This is a genomic window from Pseudomonas sp. LBUM1673, assembly GCF_059695645.1.
In genome coordinates this window covers 6,285,037-6,300,219 of sequence record NZ_CP166780.1, presented here as the reverse complement: position 1 = coordinate 6,300,219, position 15,183 = coordinate 6,285,037, and the positions used below count along the sequence as shown (strand labels likewise).

Sequence of the window (15,183 nt, the reverse complement as noted above, 5' to 3'; positions counted from 1 at the left end):
CGAAGCAGTCGTAAATCGTACGACACGGTCTAATTGAAACACCGCATCCGCTGGCTTCGGGAGCGCTTCGCACTCCAACGGGGGCAAGCCCCCTCGCCACAAAAGCCCGCTCCCACATTCGGATCTTCGTCATCCATGGCCGGGCAGCCGCCGCGCGCTGCGATACGCCCCTGGTCCTCACCTTGATCGGCGTCCATGGTTTACTTGCGCCCTGTGGTGGCCAGCCATTGGGGAATGCGTCGCTCCAGGTAGTAACCCGGTTGCCGGAACGAGCCCTCGACGAAACCGACATGTCCGCCCTTGGCCTGCAACTCGAATTGCGTGCTGCTGGACAATTCGTCGGCTTGCGGCAGGCTGTGAGGAAACACAAACGGGTCATCGGCCGCCTGGATGATCAGGGTCGGCGTGCGAATCTCCCCGAGAAAGTAGCGACTCGACGCGCGACGATAGTAATCCGCGGCATCGGCGAAACCATTCAGCGGTGCGGTCACCCGGCCATCGAACTCCCAAAAGGTGCGCATGTTCTCCAGCGAACCCAGCGCCGCCAATGCCGCCAGGCCATCTTCATGCCCGTCATGCTGGAACTTGCGCTGCTTGTTCTTGATGTAGGCGACCATCTCCCGCATGAAATGCGCCTGATAGAACTTGGAAAAACCCTGGCTGATACGATCGGCGCACTGATCGAGGCGAAACGGTACCGACACCGCCACCGCGCCGAGCACGCCGCTGTTGCAGCCGGTTTCGCCCAGATGCTTGAGTAAAACGTTACCGCCCATGGAATAACCAACCGCATACAGCGGCGCGAGAGGGCGTTGGGCCCGCAGGTGTTTAATGGTTTCCGCCAGGTCTTCACTGGCCCCGGAATGGTAACTGCGCGCCAACAGATTGGGCTCGCCGGAGCAGCCTCGCCAATTCAACGCGACGCTGGCCCAGCCCTGGGCGCCCAGTGCCTTCTGCACGCCGGCCACGTAAGGCGAATTCGACGAGCCGGTCAGGCCGTGCAATACCAGCACCAACGGCGCATTCACGCTGTGGGGGCCGTGCCAGTCCAGGTCAAGGAAGTCGCCATCGTCGAGCCACAATCGTTCGCGCTCGCGGTCGATATGCGTGGTTTTGCGCCATAGCGGTCCCCACAAGGTTTGTAAGTGCGGATTGCCCAGGCCGTAGGCGGGCGTGAAGCGTTCTGGCAGATGGGACACGATTGCTCTCGATGCAGCGGTGCTTACCCGCAGCGTTAGCTGACTGAGTTTCGCACCGTTCTTTCAGGCCGGACTAACCGGCGATCCCTGCCATACGTTGCCACAACGCGTAATACACTCGTCCGGATTTTTGCTCCCGATGCAGGCGCCAATTTTTTGGCAAACCCAATATCGACGGTGCGGTTTCGCTTTCAGTGTAGACCCACGCATCGTCGCTCAGCCACTGACGCTCTTCGAGCAAAGTGCAAACGACCGGCAACAGATTCTGATTGAATGGCGGGTCGAGAAACACCAGATCGAACGCCGTGGCTGGCTGGGTTTCCAGATAGCGCAAGGCGTCGGCAGTCTGTACCTGACCAGTCGTGCAACGCAGGGTGCCCAGATGTTCCTTGATGCTCGCTACCGCGATGTTGCTGGCATCCAGCGCCTGGCCCATGGCTGCGCCACGGGACAAAGCCTCGAGAAACAACGCGCCGCTACCGGCAAATGGGTCGAGCACCTTGGCCCCGGCGACATAAGGCGCGAGCCAGTTGAACAGGGTTTCACGGACTCGGTCCGGCGTTGGACGCAAGCCTGGCGCATCGGGGAAGCTCAGCTTTCGGCTGCCCCATTCACCGCCGATGATGCGCAGTTGATTCACGCCGTTATGCACGTTGTGAACAGGTTTTTTTGGACGCGATGGACTGGCCATTAATGCTCCGGAACCCCGAGCGGTTGCTCGGCAGGTTTGTCAGTAGGGGCCGGCAACGGCTTTTGTGGCACGGTCGGGCCAGCGCTGACGATGACCAGTTTGTCCGTGCTCAGGTGTTTGTTCAGTGCGGTTTTGATTTGCTCGACGGTCAGGCTCTGGGACTGCTGCATGAAGTCCTCCAGGTAGCTCAGCGGCAAGTTGTAGAAACCCATGGCGCCGAGCTGACCGACGATATCGGCGTTGCTGGCGGTGGACAACGGGAAGCTGCCGGCCAGTTCGCGCTTGGCGTCGTCGAGTTCTTTCTCGGTGGGGCCGGTTTTAAGGTAGTCGGCGAGTACATCCTGCACCAGTTTCAGCGTGCCTTCGCTCATCTCGGCGCGGGTTTGCAGGTTGATCATGAACGGGCCGCGAACCTGCATCGGGCTGAAACCCGAGTACACGCCGTAGGCCAGACCGCGCTTCTCGCGCACTTCGCTCATCAGCCGAGTGCCGAAACCACCGCCGCCAAGAATCTGATTGCCCATGGACAACGCCGCGTAATCCGGATCGTCACGGTCGATGCCCAGTTGCGCGAGCATCAGGTTGGTCTGCTTGGACGGAAACTCAATGTGGCCGATGCCGGGCTTGGGGTCGGTCGGTTGTTCGACTTTTGCCACGGCCGGGCCTTTGGGCAGAGCGGCGGACACTTGTACGGCAACCGCCTCGGCCTCGGAGCGGGACAAGTCGCCCACCAGCGCAATCACCACGTTGCCAGCGGCGTAGGCTTTCTGATGGAACGCTTGCAACTGCGCCAGGGTAATCGGTGGAATGCTTTTCGCCGTGCCGTCGCTGGAGTGCGCATACGGGTGATCGCCATACAAGCGGTTCATCAGCTCCAGGCTGGCGAGTTTGCCGGGGTTCTGTTTCTGGTATTCGAAGCCGGCCAGCATCTGGTTCTTGATGCGGGCAAGCGAATCGGCGGGGAAGGTCGGTTTGCCGACGACTTCGGCGAACAGCTTCAAGGCCGGCTCGCGTTTGTCCACGGCGCTAAGGCTGCGCAAGGAGGCAATCGCCATGTCTTTATACGCGCCGTTGCCGAAGTCGGCTCCCAGCCCTTCGAAGCCCTGGGCGATAGCGCTGACGTCTCTGCCGGCCACACCTTCGTTGAGCATGGCGTTGGTCAGCAGGGCCAGGCCGGGTGCGTTGCCGTCCTGGCTGCTGCCAGCGGCGAAGATCAGGCGCATGTCAAACATCGGCAGTTCACGGGCTTCGACGAACAGCACCTTGGCGCCTTCGGCGGTGTTCCAGGTCTGCACGTTCAGCGAGCGATGGCTTGGGGCTTTGCCGTTGAGTTCCGCCAGGGATTGCAGTTTTTGGCTGGCCTTGGCTTTGTCGAGGGCTTCGCTGGCTTTGGATTCGTCGGATCTGGACAAATAGAAGGCAGCGGACCCGATCAGTGCGACAGCGATCAGGCCGATCAGGGCCAGACTCGATTTTTTACGCTCACTCATGAGTCGTCTCCTGTGGCAGTACATGGGCGACGCTGAGACGTTCGCGGGTGAAATACAGCTTGGCGGCCTTCTGGATGTCTTGCGGGGTCACGCTTTCCAGCTCGGCGAGTTCGGTGTCCATCAGTTTCCAGGACAGGCCGACGGTTTCCAGTTGGCCGATGGCGGTGGCCTGGCTGGTGATCGAGTCACGCTCGTAGACCAAGCCGGCAATGACTTGTGCTCGCACCCGCTCCAGCTCTTCGGTGGACGGCGCGGTGGTTTTCAGTTGTTCGAGCAGTTTCCACAACCCGGCTTCAGCCTGGGCCATGGTTTTCTTCTTCTGGGTGTTCGGCGTAGCCGACAAAGTGAACAGACTGTCGCCGCGGGTGTAGGCGTCGTAGCTCGACGAACCGCCGGACACCAACTCTTCGCCGCGCTCCAGTTGCGTCGGGATGCGCCCGCTGTAGCCGCCATCGAGCAGGGCGGAAATCAGGCGCAGAGCGTTCACCGAACGCTTGTCTTCGGCGGTGGCGATACTCGGCACGTTGAAAGCCAGCATCAGGCTCGGCAATTGGGTCTGCACATGCAGGGTAATCTTCCGTTCGCCGGGCTCGGCCAGTTCCAGCGGGATTTTCGCCGGTGGCACGTTGCGCTTGGCGATCGGGCCGAAGTAACGCTGGGCGAGGGTTTTGACTTCGTCCGGGGTCACATCGCCGACCACCACCAGGGTAGCGTTGTTCGGCACATACCAGGACTGGTACCAGTGGCGCAGTTCTTCGACCTTCATGCGGTCGAGGTCCGCCATCCAACCGATGGTCGGCGTGTGATAGCCGCTGGCGGGGTAGGCCATGGCCATGAAGCGTTCGTAGGCCTTGGACATCGGCTTGTCGTCGGTGCGCAGACGACGTTCTTCTTTAATCACCTCGATCTCGCGGGTGAACTCGTCAGCCGGCAGACGCAGGTTAGCCATGCGGTCGGCTTCCAGTTCGAAGGCCACACCCAGACGGTCGCGGGCCAGCACCTGGTAATAAGCGGTGAAGTCGTCGCTGGTGAAAGCGTTCTCTTCGGCACCGAGGTCGCGCAGGATCAGCGAGGCTTCGCCGGGGCCGACTTTCTCGCTGCCTTTGAACATCATGTGTTCCAGGGCGTGGGACAGCCCGGTCTGGCCCGGGGTCTCGTAGCTTGAGCCGACCTTGTACCAGACCTGGGAAACGACCACCGGCGCACGATGGTCTTCGCGCACGACGACCTTCAGGCCGTTGTCGAGGGTGAATTCGTGGGTGGGTTGTGGATCGGCAGCCAGGGCCGAGAGGGGCAGACAAACTGTGCTGAGCAGCAGGCCTGCAGCGCGGCGGGCTAGAGCATTCATTCGTTTTTAAACCTGTTGGGCTGCCTGCTTGGTCTTAGCGTCAGCGGGCGAGAGGGTGCTAGGATACTGATCCGTTTTACTGGCGGCCACGCCTATCAGGCCTTTGATCGGTCAGTAGGTTGTTTGGGTTTGCGGCTTGGGCTTTGAGTTTGTCAGCTAAACTCTGCGTTTTCGCCGACGATGCCGTTCCAGTCCTTCGTATTAATCAACCTTTGAGGTGCCGTTGGTACTTCGACAAAATGTTGCGCGTGAACAAGCTGGATGAATCGCAGTCTGTTCTGCATCGAATTTTTTATTGCCGAGGCGCCCTTTGGCGCGTCGCTACCGTGAGATAGCCGTCCTCCATGTTTGGTTCCAACGACGACAAGAAGACCCCAGCTGCGGCTGGCGAGAAAAAAAGCCTGTTCGGATGGCTGCGCAAAAAGCCGCAGGAACCCGTTGTCGAACAGCCACAACCACTTCCTGAGCCAACACCTGCGCCGGTCATGGAGCAAGAGCCAGCGCCGATTGTCCTGCCGATCGCCGAGCCGGTGCTGCAACTTGAGCCTGAACCGGAAACTGACGTTGTGGCCCCATTGCCGCTGACGCCAGTCGCCGAGCCCTGGTTGACGTTGCCGGTGGCGGAAGAGCCGGTGGCGCTGGTCGAAGATGAGCAAGCGGCTCACATCACACCGCCGATCCCTGCCCCGACTGCGTTTGCTCCTGAGCCGGTTCAGGCGCCAGTGGTTGAGCCGGTCGTTGAACCGGTGTTCGTGGCCGAGCCTGCACCGGTTGTTCCAGAACCTGTAGTACCGGTATTTGTTGCTCCCGCTCCGGTTGCTCCGGCTGTTCAAGCGCCAGAGCCTGCACCTGCACCTGCACCTGCACCGGTCATCGCTCCTGTTGTCGCCACGCCTGTTGCGCCCGTCGAAACGCCGGTCGAGCCTGTGCGTACCGAAGAGTCCAAAGCTGGTTTCTTCGCCCGCCTCAAGCAAGGTCTGTCCAAGACCAGCGCCAGCATTGGCGAGGGCATGGCCAGCTTGTTCCTGGGCAAGAAAATCATCGACGACGAGCTGCTCGAAGACATCGAGACCCGTCTGCTGACCGCCGATGTCGGCGTCGAAGCGACGTCGGTGATCATTCAGCGCCTGACTCAGAAAGTCGCTCGCAAAGAATTGGCCGATGCCGATGCGCTGTACAAATCCCTGCAAGCCGAACTGGCCGCCATGCTAAAACCGGTCGAGCAGCCGCTGAAAATCACCTCGCAGAACAAGCCGTTCGTGATTCTGGTGGTGGGCGTCAACGGTGCCGGCAAAACCACCACCATCGGCAAACTGGCGAAGAAGCTGCAACTCGACGGCAAGAAAGTCATGCTCGCCGCCGGTGATACCTTTCGCGCCGCAGCGGTCGAGCAATTGCAGGTCTGGGGTGAGCGCAACAAGATTCCGGTCATCGCCCAGCACACCGGCGCCGACTCGGCTTCGGTCATCTTCGATGCCGTGCAGGCCGCCAAGGCCCGGGGCATCGACGTGTTGATCGCCGACACCGCCGGTCGTTTGCACACCAAAGACAACCTGATGGAAGAACTGAAAAAGGTTCGCCGGGTGATCGGCAAGCTTGATGCCGACGCGCCCCACGAGGTGCTGTTGGTACTCGACGCGGGTACCGGCCAGAACGCCATCAACCAGGCCAAGCAATTCAACCAGACCGTCGAACTGACCGGCCTGGCGCTGACCAAACTCGACGGCACCGCCAAGGGCGGGGTGATTTTCGCCCTGGCCAAGCAGTTTGGCTTGCCGATTCGTTACATCGGCGTCGGTGAAGGCATTGATGATTTGCGTACTTTTGAAGCAGAACCCTTTGTCCAGGCATTGTTTGCCGAGCGGGAGCGTTCATGATTCGTTTCGAGCAGGTCGGTAAACGCTACCCGAACGGTCACGTAGGCTTGCATGAGCTGAGCTTTCGAGTCCGTCGGGGCGAATTCTTGTTTGTCACCGGCCATTCCGGCGCCGGCAAAAGCACCTTGTTGCGGCTGTTGCTGGCCATGGAGCGTCCGACCACCGGTAAATTGCTGCTGGCAGGGCAAGACCTGGGCACCATCAGTAACGCGCAGATTCCGTTCCTGCGCCGGCAAATCGGCGTGGTGTTCCAGAATCACCAGCTGCTGTTCGATCGCACGGTGTTCAACAACGTCGCGTTGCCGCTGCAGATCCTTGGCCTGTCCAAGGCCGAAGTCGCCAAGCGCGTGGACTCGGCTCTGGAGCGCGTGGCGCTCTCGGACAAAACCGATCTCTACCCCGGCGATCTGTCCACCGGCCAGCAACAGCGCGTCGGCATCGCTCGCGCCATCGTTCACCGTCCGGCCTTGCTGCTGGCGGATGAACCGACCGGTAACCTCGACCCGCGTCTGGCGGCAGAAATCATGGGCGTTTTCGAAGACATCAACCGTCTGGGCACCAGCGTGCTGATCGCCAGTCACGACCTGGCGCTGATTGCCCGCATGCGTCACCGCATGCTGACCCTGCAGCGTGGCCGATTGATCGGTGACGGGGAGGCTGGCGTATGAGTGCGACACGTAGTCCCAAGGTTTCCGAGCGCGTGGCCCCGAAGGCCGCCGATCCGCAACCGCAGAAGAAAAAACGCGACGATGACGACGGCCCGGATTTCGCCACGCTGTTCCGCGCCTGGATCGAAAGCCACCGCGCCAGCCTGCTGGATAGTTTGCGCCGCTTGGGTAAACACCCGATCGGCAGCTTTTTCACCTGCATGGTGATGGCGGTTGCCCTGAGCTTGCCGATGGGCCTGTCACTTTTGCTGAATAACGTCGAGCGTCTCGGCGGTTCCTGGCAGCGTGCGGCGCAGATTTCCCTGTACCTGCAACTCGATGCCGGCCCTGAACAGGGTGAGTCGTTGCGCGAGCAGATCAAGGGCATGCCGGGTGTGGCCGACGCCGAATACGTGGGCCGCGATCAGGCGCTGGAAGAGTTCCAGCAGCAGTCCGGACTGGGTGAGGCGCTCAAGGAGCTCCCGGAAAACCCGCTGCCGGGCGTGGTCCTGGTGACCCCGAACGAGGTCGACAAGTCCGCGCTTGAAGCATTGAGACAAAAACTTTCCGAATTGCCGAAGGTACAACAGGCGCAACTTGATCTAGTCTGGGTCGAGCGTCTGGCAGCCATCCTCAAGCTGGGCGACCGTTTTGTCTTCGGTCTGACCGTGCTTTTGGTTTCTGCATTACTTTTGGTGATAGGCAATACCATTCGTCTTCATATTGAAAACCGCCGCACAGAGATAGAAGTGATTAAACTCGTCGGCGGCACTGACAGCTATGTGCGCAGGCCCTTTCTGTATATGGGCGCGCTTTATGGCTTCGGTGCGGGGATTCTTTCCTGGGGTGTATTGGCGTTTGGCCTGAACTGGCTGAACGACGCGGTAGTTGGACTGGCCGGTTTGTACGGCAGTGATTTTGCGCTGGCCGGAGTGCCAGTTGCCGACGGTCTATCGCTCTTGCTTGGCGCGGTGCTGTTGGGGTATATCGGTGCATGGATTGCAGTCGCACGCCACCTGCGGGAGCTTGCGCCAAAGTAATATCATTTTGCTCGTATTGACCTTTCAGCGTTTATGGGAACTTGTCTTTTGGTTTCCGGTCAATTTTCGCAGTGCTGAACTGCACGAGTTATGTAAGTCGGAGGTTTTTTCGTATGACCAATTCTTTGCAGCCTGCATATGCTCTGGTCCCGGGTGCGAACCTGGAGGCCTATGTGCACACGGTGAACAGCATTCCATTGCTGACACCGGAGCAGGAGCGTGAACTGGCCGAGAGTCTCTATTATGAGCAGGATTTGGGGGCGGCTCGGCAGATGGTGCTCGCCCACCTGCGTTTTGTCGTACACATTGCCCGTAGCTATTCCGGCTACGGCCTGGCCCAGGCTGACCTGATCCAGGAAGGCAACGTCGGCCTGATGAAAGCGGTCAAGCGCTTCAACCCGGAAATGGGCGTACGCCTGGTGTCCTTTGCGGTGCACTGGATCAAGGCGGAAATCCACGAGTTCATCCTGCGCAACTGGCGGATCGTGAAAGTCGCGACCACCAAGGCTCAGCGCAAGCTGTTCTTCAACCTGCGCAGCCAGAAGAAACGTCTGGCCTGGCTGAACAACGAGGAAGTCCATCGTGTGGCGGAAAGCCTTGGCGTAGAGCCGCGGGAAGTGCGCGAGATGGAAAGTCGCCTGACCGGCCATGACATGGCTTTCGACCCGGCCGCGGAAGCGGACGACGACAGTGCATTCCAGTCGCCGGCCAACTATCTGGAAGACCACCGGTACGACCCGGCCCGTCAACTGGAAGATGCCGACTGGAGCGACAACTCCAACCACAACCTGCACGAAGCGCTTGAAGTGCTGGACGACCGCAGCCGCGACATCCTCTACCAGCGCTGGCTGGCGGAAGAAAAGGCCACGCTGCACGACCTGGCGCAGAAGTACAACGTGTCGGCCGAGCGTATTCGTCAGCTCGAGAAGAGCGCGATGAACAAGCTCAAGTTGTCGATCGCTGCATAACCGCAGCGCAGGCATAAAAAAACGCCCCGATCATTGATCGGGGCGTTTTTGTTTATGCCCGCTTACACCGAACCCTTGTAGGAGCGAGGCTTGCCCGCGAAAGCGGTGTGTCATTCAGAAATGATGTCGACTGACACACCGCTTTCGCGGGCAAGCCTCGCTCCTACAGGATTTGCGTCAAGTTACTGGGACCAAGGCGCCCGGCGCGAATCGTTTAGGCCGACCAGATAACTGTCCCCACCCAACTGACTCATCTGCTGGCGTATCCACCCGGCCCGTCTTGCAACGTAAGAGGTTGGATGGCTGGCGCTCCACACCCGAGGGTTCGGCAGTACCGCAGCCAACAAACTTGCCTGCTGCCGGGACAGCGAACGAGCGCCCACACCAAAGTGATGCCGAGCCGCCGCTTCAGCGCCAAACACGCCTTCATCCCACTCGACGCTGTTGAGGTACACCTCAAGAATCCGCTGCTTGGGCCAGAACACTTCGATCAGCCCGGTAAACCAGGCTTCCAGGCCTTTGCGCAGCCAGCTGCGGCCAGACCACAAAAACAGGTTTTTCGACACTTGCTGGCTCAAGGTGCTGGCGCCGCGAATCGAGCCACCGCGCTCGTTATGCGCAAATGCAGCCTGAATCGCGCCGATATCGAAGCCCCAATGCTCGGGAAACTTCTGATCTTCACCGGCAATCACTGCGACTTTCAGGTCGTCGGAGATTTCATCCCAGGGTTTCCAGGTGCGTTGCAGGTCGATGGGTTCGCCGTCGAACCAGGATTCGACCTTACGCTCGACCATCAGCGCCGTTCCCGGTGGCGGCACGACCCGAAACAGCAGCACCAGCAATACACTGCCCCCCGCGAACCAGAGCAGGGCCTTCGTGAAACGACGGAAAAATAAATGCAGCATAGAGATGGCTTGGCCGAACCCGTTGAGCCGGCCATTATACAGACCCTGTTGATCGAGTCTGACTGGAGTTCTTCATGTTGCGTGGCTTCCTGATGCTGGCTGCCTTTTTCGGCTTCACCGGTGTTGCCTTGGGCGCATTCGCCGCCCACGGCCTGAAAAGCCGCCTGAGTGCCGAGTACCTGGCGATTTTCCATACGGGCGTCACCTATCAACTGGTGCACACCTTGGCGTTGCTGGGGGTGGCGCTGCTGGCCACGCAGATTCCCGGTCGACTGATTACTTGGGCCGGCGCATCATTTGCTATCGGCATTCTGTTGTTTTCCGGCAGCCTGTACCTGCTGACGATAACGGGCATCAGCAAGCTCGGGATCGTTACGCCCTTCGGTGGCCTGGCGTTCCTGGTCGGCTGGGTTTGCCTGGGGCTTGCCGCCTGGCGGTTGAGCTGACCACGCGGTCCATTTCGTGACGAATGGCTTGGGTCGGCCTGACTGATCGGGCTAGAATGCCAGCCCCTAAAAATGATGGCGGCATTCGGTATGCGCATTCAATTGAACGGCGAATCCCTTGAACTGCCCGACGGTGAAACCGTTGCGGCCCTGCTGACCCGTCTGGAACTGACTGGACGCCGGGTGGCGGTCGAACTCAATCTGGATATCGTCCCGCGCAGTCAGCATGCCGACACCACGCTGAACGACGGAGATTCTGTCGAAGTCGTTCACGCCATCGGCGGCGGCTAGCCGTGCAGCTCGCAAGGGCACAGAATTCTGCAAGAACCTCACCCCAACAGAGGATTTCCCATGAGCATCGTTCGTAGCGACAAGCCCTTCGTCCTGGCCGGTCGTACTTACCAGTCGCGTTTGCTGGTAGGCACCGGCAAGTACCGCGACATGGAAGAAACCCGCCTGGCCATCGAAGCCTCGGGCGCCGAAATCGTGACCGTCGCCGTGCGTCGGACCAACATCGGCCAGAACCCCGGCGAACCGAACCTGCTCGATATCCTGCCGCCGGATCGCTACACCATCCTGCCGAACACTGCCGGTTGCTACGACGCCATTGAAGCCGTGCGCACCTGCCGCCTGGCCCGTGAGCTGCTCGACGGCCACAACCTGGTGAAGCTGGAAGTGCTGGCAGACCAGAAAACCCTGTTCCCCAACGTGATCGAAACCCTCAAGGCCGCCGAAGTGCTGGTCAAGGAAGGCTTCGACGTGATGGTCTACACCAGCGATGACCCGATCATTGCCCGTCAACTGGCGGAAATCGGCTGTATTGCGGTGATGCCACTGGCCGGTCTGATCGGCACAGGCCTGGGGATCTGCAACCCGTACAACCTGCAGATCATCCTTGAAGAAGCCAAGATCCCTGTGTTGGTGGACGCCGGTGTTGGTACCGCCTCCGATGCCACCATCGCCATGGAACTGGGCTGTGAAGCGGTGCTGATGAACTCGGCCATCGCCAACGCCCAGCAGCCGATCATGATGGCCGAAGCCATGAAACACGCCATCGTGGCGGGCCGTCTGGCCTACCTCGCCGGCCGCATGCCGAAAAAACTCTATGCCAGCGCCTCCTCGCCGCTGGATGGTCTGATCAAGTAAGAGCCATTGATGACTGAATCGAACAACACGCCAATCCAGACGGAAGAAGGCGAAGAGCGCCAACACCGCCGCATCAAGAGTTTCGTGATGCGTGCCGGGCGCATGACCGAAGGCCAGCAACGCGGTCTGGACCAAGGTACGCCGCTGTTCGTACTGCCTTTGGCCGATGCGCCGGTGGACTTCGACCAGGTGTTCGGTCGCTCGGCACCGCGTTCGCTGGAAATTGGCTTCGGCATGGGCCATTCGCTGCTGGAGATGGCCGCGGCCTCGCCGGAACAGGATTTCATCGGCGTGGAAGTGCACCGTCCGGGTGTTGGCGCGCTGCTCAATGGCGTGCTGACTCAGGGCCTGACCAACCTGCGCGTCTACGATTGCGATGCGATCGAAGTGCTCAACCGTTGCATCGCCGACAACAGCCTCGATCGCCTGATGCTGTTTTTCCCGGACCCGTGGCACAAGAGCCGTCACCACAAGCGTCGTATCGTGCAGGCATCGTTCGCCGAACTGGTGCGCAGCAAGTTGAAAGTCGGCGGTGTGTTGCACATGGCCACCGACTGGGAACCGTACGCCGAGTACATGCTGGAAGTGATGAACGTCGCGCCGGGCTATCGCAACCTCGCCGAAGACGGCAAATGCGTCCCACGCCCGGCCGAACGCCCAATCACCAAGTTCGAACGCCGCGGCGAACGTCTTGGGCATGGTGTGTGGGACCTGAAGTTCGAGAAACAGGCGTAAAACCTGTGGGAGCGGGCTTGCCCGCGATGGCGGTTTGACAGTCAACAAAGATGTTGAATGTTATGGCCTCATCGCGGGCAAGCCCGCTCCCACATTGTTTTGTGTGCTATTCGAATTTAGCGGCGGTCTGCTACGACGCCGATCAACACCAGCACCACCAACAACACCGGCGCCAGGCTGTAGTTGTTGAACTGGCTCAGGCCTTTGATGATCCATGGCGTGGCATAGATCAGCGCCACGCCGCTGCCGACCATGCACAGCAGGGCCATCAGCGGGACGCGCAAGGCGCCGGCGATGCTGCCCAGGCGTTGGTCGACCCAGCCTTTGATATCGGCGCCAAACAACACCAGCAAGCAGCCCACCAGCGCCAGAGAGATTTCCGACAGGTTGCTACGGCTCCAGCGGGACACAGTGGCGAGCAGGTCGAGTATCAGATCCATTCGATTTCCTTATGTCAGAAAATTCTGCAGCAAGTCATTGAGAAAGAGTTGTCCGCGCATCGTGGCCGCCAGACGTGACGGTTCGACCTGCAACAAGCCACTTTGTTCGGCCTCGCGGCGGCCTTCGGCGAGGCTTTCCAGAGGCAACCCTGTACGCTCTGGATACAACCGCGCTTCGACGCCCTCGGTCAGGCGCAAGGCGTTCATCAGGAACTCGAACGGCAGCTCTTCGTTGGTCAGGGTTTTCTCGCCGGCCTGGAAGCTTTTGGCCGGGTTGAGGTAGTCCTTCGGCAAGCGGGTCTTCCAGGTGCGCACGATGCGCCCGTCCGGATGGCTGAGTTTGCCATGGGCGCCGGCGCCGATGCCGATGAAGTCGCCGAAACTCCAGTAATTGAGGTTATGCCGTGCCGGACGGCCGGGCTGGGCATAGGCCGAGACTTCGTATTGCGCGTAACCGTGTTCGGCCAAAAGCGCCTGACCGGCCTCCTGAATGTCCCACAGCGTATCGTCTTCCGGCAGCGTTGGCGGCTGGTTCCAGAACACTGTGTTCGGTTCCAGGGTCAGCTGATACCAGGACAAGTGGGTCGGCTTCAGTGCGATGGCCTGACGCAGGTCGTTCAGGGCGTCGTCTAGGGACTGATCGGGCAAACCGTGCATCAGGTCCAGATTGAAGTTGTCGAAGCCGGCCTCGCGGGCCATGCCGGCGGCATGCACGGCTTCATCGCCGTTGTGAATCCGCCCCAGGGCCTTGAGTTTTTCTTGCTGAAAGCTCTGGATGCCGATCGACAGGCGATTGATGCCCAACGCCCGATAGGCGCGGAATTTCTCCTGCTCGAATGTACCGGGGTTGGCTTCCAGGGTGATTTCGATGTCGCTGGCAAACGCAATTCGTTGTTCGATGCCCTTGAGCAAGCGGCCCAGCGCTTGGGCACTGAACAGGCTCGGCGTGCCGCCACCGAAGAAGATCGAACTCAGCTCGCGGCCATAGACTGCATGCAGGTCTTGATAGAGGTCGGCCAGCAAGGCATCCACATACTCTTCTTCCGGCAGCACGGGGCTGGCGGTGTGGGAGTTGAAGTCGCAATAAGGGCATTTGCGTACACACCACGGGATGTGGATGTACAACGCCAGGGGCGGCAGCACGGGCAGGGCCGCCCGAGGCGATTGTGCGGCGCCGCCGAAGATCAGCGGCGACGCGGACGAGTCATGGGTCATTTCAGGCCCAGACGCTGGCGCAGCAGATCCATTGCACGGGCGCGGTGGCTGATGAGGTTCTTTTCGCTCGGGCTCAGCTCGGCGCTGGAGCATTCGCGCTCCGGCACCCAGAACAGCGGATCGTAGCCAAAACCGTGTAAGCCGCTGGCCTGGGTCAGGATACGCCCATGCCACAGGCCTTCGCAGAGGATCGGCAACGGATCGTCGGCATGTCGCGCCAGCGCCAGCACACAGACGAACTGCGCACCGCGCTCGGCTTCGGGCACGTCTTTCAAGACGTCGAGCAGTTTGGCGTTGTTCGCCGCATCGCCTTGACCGTCAGCGTAACGGGCCGAATAGATACCCGGTGCGCCGCCGAGGAAATCCACTGCAAGCCCCGAATCATCGGCCAAGGCCGGCAGACCGGAAATGCGCGAGGCATTGCGGGCTTTGAGAATGGCGTTTTCGACAAACGACAGGCCGGTTTCTTCAGGCTCGACACTGCTGAACTCGCCGATCGAGCGCAAGTGCACCGATTCGCCGAGCATGGCCTGGAGTTCTTTGAGTTTGCCGGCGTTATGGCTGGCCAGTACGAGTTGCGTGAAATTCATCATTGGCCGGGGAAAAGCTCTTGTTGGAAACTGATGGTGTTGATTTTGTCGCCGGTCTGCACCTTGATGTCAAAGGTGCGGATTTCCTGCTGATCCACCGGGAACTGGGCGATGTAGTACACCGCGCCTGTTTCAGTGATCTGTTTGAACTTCAGCGGGATGCTTTGGCTGGTCAGGTCTTTGACCGTGCCGCTGACCTGAGCCGTCTGTGGTTTACCTTCCTTGAGTACCGAGACGTTGATCACGCCCTGATTCTTGCTGCGGGTCAGCTCGGCCGCTTTGGCGATATCCGGTGTCAGGAAGGTGGAATTGAAGGTGTTGTAATGCACCGTCACGTCGCCAAAGGTTTCCTTGCGCTCGCCCTTGATGACATCGGCGGCCATGGCGGTGACGCTCAGGCAGGCAGTAAGTAAAAACAGCGCTAGACGACCCATGATGGTTCTCCT

The 15,183-nt window shown here is 60.3% G+C and carries 17 protein-coding genes; 8 read left to right on the top strand and 9 right to left on the bottom strand.

The window, feature by feature from the left end; translation table 11 throughout:
• Positions 1-200 precede the first annotated feature (200 nt).
• The 4 genes from ACA044_RS28865 to ACA044_RS28850 all read right to left on the bottom strand — a co-directional run bounded on the left by ACA044_RS28865 (position 201) and on the right by ACA044_RS28850 (position 4,728).
• A complete protein-coding gene (locus ACA044_RS28865; protein ID WP_497444293.1) occupies positions 201-1,199 on the bottom strand; it encodes a hydrolase in 999 nt (332 codons plus the stop codon).
• 73 nt (positions 1,200-1,272) lie between these two features.
• A complete protein-coding gene (gene rsmD / locus ACA044_RS28860) occupies positions 1,273-1,890 on the bottom strand; it encodes a 16S rRNA (guanine(966)-N(2))-methyltransferase RsmD (protein WP_497444292.1) in 618 nt (205 codons plus the stop codon).
• A complete protein-coding gene (locus tag ACA044_RS28855) occupies positions 1,890-3,380 on the bottom strand; it encodes a M16 family metallopeptidase (RefSeq protein WP_497444291.1) in 1,491 nt (496 codons plus the stop codon). The genes rsmD and ACA044_RS28855 overlap by 1 nt, the downstream gene beginning before the upstream one ends.
• Positions 3,373-4,728 (bottom strand): M16 family metallopeptidase, encoded by a 1,356-nt coding sequence (locus ACA044_RS28850; RefSeq protein WP_497444290.1) that lies wholly within the window; start codon positions 4,726-4,728, stop codon positions 3,373-3,375. The genes ACA044_RS28855 and ACA044_RS28850 overlap by 8 nt, the downstream gene beginning before the upstream one ends.
• 344 nt (positions 4,729-5,072) lie before the next feature.
• On the opposite strand from ACA044_RS28850, the gene ftsY reads away from it, so the two are divergent.
• The 4 genes from ftsY (at position 5,073) to rpoH (ending at position 9,260) form a co-directional block, all read left to right on the top strand.
• On the top strand, positions 5,073-6,605 hold the full coding sequence (ftsY, locus tag ACA044_RS28845; protein ID WP_497444289.1) for a signal recognition particle-docking protein FtsY: 1,533 nt from the start codon (positions 5,073-5,075) through the stop codon (positions 6,603-6,605).
• Complete coding sequence (gene ftsE / locus ACA044_RS28840; protein ID WP_105340799.1) at positions 6,602-7,273, top strand: cell division ATP-binding protein FtsE; 672 nt, start codon at positions 6,602-6,604, stop codon at positions 7,271-7,273. Before ftsY ends, ftsE begins: the two co-directional genes overlap by 4 nt.
• Positions 7,270-8,292 carry a permease-like cell division protein FtsX gene (ftsX, locus tag ACA044_RS28835; protein ID WP_497444288.1) on the top strand — a complete coding sequence of 341 codons (1,023 nt, stop codon included), beginning with the start codon at positions 7,270-7,272 and terminating at the stop codon, positions 8,290-8,292. The genes ftsE and ftsX overlap by 4 nt, the downstream gene beginning before the upstream one ends.
• 113 nt (positions 8,293-8,405) lie before the next feature.
• Positions 8,406-9,260 (top strand): RNA polymerase sigma factor RpoH, encoded by an 855-nt coding sequence (gene rpoH, locus ACA044_RS28830; protein WP_007897890.1) that lies wholly within the window; start codon positions 8,406-8,408, stop codon positions 9,258-9,260.
• Positions 9,261-9,442: 182 nt separating this feature from the next.
• Here the strand turns inward: rpoH and mtgA are convergent, their stop codons facing one another.
• A complete protein-coding gene (gene mtgA, locus ACA044_RS28825) occupies positions 9,443-10,165 on the bottom strand; it encodes a monofunctional biosynthetic peptidoglycan transglycosylase (protein WP_497444287.1) in 723 nt (240 codons plus the stop codon).
• A 74-nt stretch (positions 10,166-10,239) separates the two neighbouring features.
• Here mtgA and ACA044_RS28820 point away from each other — a divergent pair, with 74 nt between their 5' ends.
• The 4 genes from ACA044_RS28820 (at position 10,240) to trmB (ending at position 12,492) form a co-directional block, all read left to right on the top strand.
• Positions 10,240-10,611, top strand: coding sequence for a DUF423 domain-containing protein (locus ACA044_RS28820; RefSeq protein ID WP_038980963.1), 372 nt, complete (start codon positions 10,240-10,242; stop codon positions 10,609-10,611).
• A 90-nt stretch (positions 10,612-10,701) separates the two neighbouring features.
• Positions 10,702-10,902: a sulfur carrier protein ThiS gene (thiS, locus tag ACA044_RS28815; protein ID WP_008026157.1), complete on the top strand. Its 201-nt coding sequence runs from the start codon at positions 10,702-10,704 to the stop codon at positions 10,900-10,902.
• 60 nt (positions 10,903-10,962) lie between these two features.
• The gene (locus ACA044_RS28810; RefSeq protein ID WP_052964984.1) at positions 10,963-11,757 is read left to right on the top strand and encodes a thiazole synthase; all 795 of its coding nucleotides are present in this window, start codon (positions 10,963-10,965) and stop codon (positions 11,755-11,757) included.
• A gap of 9 nt (positions 11,758-11,766) precedes the next feature.
• Complete coding sequence (gene trmB / locus ACA044_RS28805; RefSeq protein ID WP_497444286.1) at positions 11,767-12,492, top strand: tRNA (guanosine(46)-N7)-methyltransferase TrmB; 726 nt, start codon at positions 11,767-11,769, stop codon at positions 12,490-12,492.
• 116 nt (positions 12,493-12,608) lie between these two features.
• On the opposite strand, the gene ACA044_RS28800 is transcribed toward trmB, so the two are convergent.
• The 4 genes from ACA044_RS28800 to ACA044_RS28785 are packed head-to-tail and all read right to left on the bottom strand — an operon-like array spanning position 12,609 to position 15,171.
• A complete protein-coding gene (locus ACA044_RS28800; RefSeq protein ID WP_084322429.1) occupies positions 12,609-12,932 on the bottom strand; it encodes a DUF3392 domain-containing protein in 324 nt (107 codons plus the stop codon).
• A gap of 9 nt (positions 12,933-12,941) precedes the next feature.
• Positions 12,942-14,147, bottom strand: a complete 1,206-nt coding sequence (gene hemW, locus ACA044_RS28795; RefSeq protein ID WP_497444285.1) for a radical SAM family heme chaperone HemW — start codon at positions 14,145-14,147, stop codon at positions 12,942-12,944.
• Positions 14,144-14,740 (bottom strand): RdgB/HAM1 family non-canonical purine NTP pyrophosphatase, encoded by a 597-nt coding sequence (gene rdgB, locus ACA044_RS28790; protein WP_497444284.1) that lies wholly within the window; start codon positions 14,738-14,740, stop codon positions 14,144-14,146. The genes hemW and rdgB overlap by 4 nt, the downstream gene beginning before the upstream one ends.
• On the bottom strand, positions 14,737-15,171 hold the full coding sequence (locus tag ACA044_RS28785; protein ID WP_497444283.1) for a DUF4426 domain-containing protein: 435 nt from the start codon (positions 15,169-15,171) through the stop codon (positions 14,737-14,739). Before ACA044_RS28785 ends, rdgB begins: the two co-directional genes overlap by 4 nt.
• Between the last annotated feature and the right edge of the window lie 12 nt (positions 15,172-15,183).